General features: G+C 33.7%; 2 protein-coding genes. Both read left to right on the top strand.

Annotated features, from left to right (window positions below):
- The first annotated feature begins 278 nt into the window (after nucleotides 1-278).
- Nucleotides 279-1,223: an alpha/beta fold hydrolase gene (locus NE848_RS17215; RefSeq protein WP_252115853.1), complete on the top strand. Its 945-nt coding sequence runs from the start codon at nucleotides 279-281 to the stop codon at nucleotides 1,221-1,223.
- 240 nt (nucleotides 1,224-1,463) lie between these two features.
- Complete coding sequence (locus tag NE848_RS17210) at nucleotides 1,464-3,380, top strand: hypothetical protein (protein ID WP_252115852.1); 1,917 nt, start codon at nucleotides 1,464-1,466, stop codon at nucleotides 3,378-3,380.
- Nucleotides 3,381-3,685: the final 305 nt, after the last annotated feature.

Raw genomic sequence — 3,685 nt, 5'->3', positions numbered from 1 at the left:
TCATTGTTGACGGAATCTCTAGTTCCCACGGTTCATGTAATCTTATTCCTCTCTTTTGTTCTTTCTGGTTATACAATCAAAATTTAGAGAAATTAAACTTAAGACGGTTCATCGCCAATAAGCGGCACCGTTAGATAGAAAATAATTAACTTGACCATCAAACCAATAATAATCCGACTCCCGAAGCGTCGGGACCGCGTCCCCTACTCCGCCAACTGGCGATAACCGAGACCGTTGTAAGCAATCTTCAAAATTAGAAGCGACTAAAAATGATGATCATGATGAAAAAAAGATATTATTTTATTTCCGTGATTCTCCTGTTGATAGTGCAAATAGGATGTAAAAACAAAAGCCAAACTGAGGACTTAAAGGAACCCCTAAACTCAGAGGAAAATATTAAAACCCTATCCTTCGATAATTACAAATTTAACTATATAGATATTGGTCAGGGAGAACCAGTAGTGTTTGTTCATGGCACTATTGGAGATTATCGAGTTTGGGAGGCTCAAATAGATACATTTTCAGAAAACCATCGTGTAATAGCTCTAAGCAGGCGATATGCCTATCCTAACAACCAATCTATAAACGATTCGAGTGATCATTCAATTTCAATACATGCTGAGGATCTCGGTGGTTTTTTAAGAAAATTAGATGTTGGTCCTGTACATCTTGTAGGTCACTCATACGGTGCTTTTACTTCATTAGTGACCACTCTTGAAAATCCTGAATTGGTAAAAAGTTTAAGTCTTGGTGAACCTCCCGTTCATTCCTTATTGGAAACTTTACCGGAGTCAGAGGAATTGAGAAATGAGTTTATTAATAATATTATTGTTCCTGCTTCAAAAGCCATTAAGGAAGAAAAGAACGAAGAAGCTGTAGCTCTTTTTATAAATGGTGTTATAGGTGATAGCTTGTATTATGAAAAAGCATCTCAAAAAGAAAAGGATTTAATGATGGATAATATACCTGAACTTAGAGCCATGGTTACGGAGACTGATCTTTTACCTTCTCTTGATTGCCAGGATTTCAAAAATTTGAATATTCCCGTACTTCTTATAAAAGGTGATAGATCACCAGAATTCTTAAGATTGATAGTGGATCAACTTCATGAATGTATAAAAAGTAGTACGTTGGCAGAGCTCCAAAATTCTTCCCATGGATTAGAATATGAGAATCCGGAAAGTTTCAATGAAATCGTTTTAGAATTTATAGAAAAACATTAAATATATTCGGCCTAGAAGACTGCTTACAACACCGCTTCATCGCAAATAACGGGTTTTATCGAAAATGTGTAATTTTAGAAACCAAGAAAAAAATGGTTAAGCCGACAAGTCCGCGTCCCAACTCCCGTGACTTGCGATAAGCGAAACCGTTGGCAACAAGCTAAACATACCCTCATATGGGTATTTTCCTATAAATAACACTTTCATATCTTTAACATTTATATAACAAATATTCTAACCATGAATTTTAAACATTTATTAATCGTTTTTGTCTTTTTTTCAAACTTAACAACTTTTTCACAAGAAGATATAATTACAAGCCTTAGTATTTCGGGGGTTCAACCTACCACTGGTCATCATATTAATCAAAAAATTATTGAATTTAATTATGATATTAATAATTATGAAGTTGAAAGCTTTTTCATTTCTTCAAGAATCACCGATCAATCTGCGGTAGGTTTTGCAGTAGATGGCACTTTATATAAACCCTCTGAAAAATATAAAACTTGGAACAATTTTCTTGGAGATTGTTCTACGACTAGTTACAAAATCTCAGGAACTTTGGTTGTAAATAATCAACATAATTTCCCTTTTGAAAGTGTCACTCATGCATCATCAGGTTTTAACGCATATGGACAGATCAAGTATAATAAAAAAATTAAGGTGGAAAGTATTTCATTTCAAGATGTAAGAATTACTGGAGTCGTTCATTCTTCTGTTAATCAACATGCGGCTACTTTTATGAGATGGCTAAATAGTCAAGATGATGTAACTCAAAACGATTCATCTGGTTCTAATGAAAATGATAAGAATTCCGATAATAGTACCTCAAGTTATTCGAATACTGGAAGTAATTCTAATTATCAAAGTCGTATTCAAAAGCAAAAAATGGAAGAAGCAAAAGGTCTCCAAGCTAAAGCAGATAATGCCATGGCTAATGGCGATTATCAAAGAGCTGCTGCGCAAAATTTTCAAGCGGCCATGCTTTCAGAAGGTACTTCTTTGCAAAAGTCAGCCGCGATGCAAAGCCTGGCATCTACTGGGATAGCCATTGCGAGTGAAATTTTTGGAAATAAATCTAATGAGAAATGGGAACCATCAGTACGGGACTCCATAGATTATGCAGCAAGAAGCGTCAAAAAATTAAGGCGGCAAATCACTGCTGATACTGAAACAAAAATTGAAGTTATCAATGATTTCGATTCGAAAAACTATCCGAAATATTTGATAGATGATTCGGACATTCGTACATATCTCAAGATGAAAGGAGCAGTTCTATTTCGGACTGAAAGTGATTTTTATGATAATTATATTATAGATAAAGGTTTCGTTGAAACCACATACTATATTTGTAATAATTCAAAAGCCATAAGTGACGACTATGAGAGATATTTAGTATTATTTTATTTAGGGACAGGTTCATATCACTATGCCACTGACATTGTCGACGTAGCAATAGAAGAATATGAAAATAAAGAGTACGATTATGCATCTAATTTAATTTTATACGCTCAAAGACTCATCACAAAAGCTACACAAGTTACAAAACACTTCCCATCAATTCCAGGAGAATCAATTCCTCTTGAAGGTTATGGAGATAAAGTATACTATAAAAATTTAACGAAAGAACATCCACATTCTGAGTCATTGTTGGGACATAGAGTAATGTATAAAATTCAGGCTTATAAGAATAGTGGTAAAAAGACTAACAAAATGAGAAGGCTCGTATCAGAAGCTATTGAGGATTATCTAAGTTTCAGCAGTGATAGAATCGCTAATAAACTGATAGTAAATATGTATGAATTATTAGCAGACCTAAATCCAACTGAAAATTTCATAGAACTTTCAGATGTAATAAATGAAATAAAATCTAGAAAGTATTCATTAACAAAGAACCAAATTGCCCTATATCAAAAGTTAATATTGGTAAACCGCGCACTTTTGGCATTTAATAGTGAAAACCTGATAGAACTAGATTCTGTAATAAATGAAATGAATAATTTTAAGAATCAGTATCCTAACTACAAACCCTTTTATTCCATGCCAATTGTGTTTCAAGATTATATAAATTTCGAAAAGGAATCTATTAAAAAGGAAAAGTTAATAGAGTTTTTTGAGGCTTTTGGTTATCCAGTCGAATATTTCAAATTAGATTAATTGTTTTTCTATAAAAATTAGATTTTTTAGGTCGCCAGTTGCCAACAACGGCTCATCGCCAATAACGGGTATCATCGAAAAAGTGTAATTTTAGAAACCAGGAAATAAAACAAATAAGCCGACAACTCCGCGTCACTACTCCCGCAACTTGCGATAAGCGTAACCGTTGTAGCCAATTTTGACCCGTCCTGAATAAAGGCTACATAATTTTAAATAGTTATGTACAAAAATGACAAAGTAATCAGACGGTATTCGGAATCTTTCAAACTCAAAATTTTAGACGAACTTACCACAGGAAAACTAAA

It is taken from the genome of Gramella jeungdoensis (genome assembly GCF_023805255.1).
In the GTDB taxonomy this organism is placed as follows: domain Bacteria; phylum Bacteroidota; class Bacteroidia; order Flavobacteriales; family Flavobacteriaceae; genus Christiangramia; species Christiangramia jeungdoensis.
Note: the sequence above shows the minus strand (reverse complement) of the source record. Positions and strands in the feature narration are given on the sequence as shown.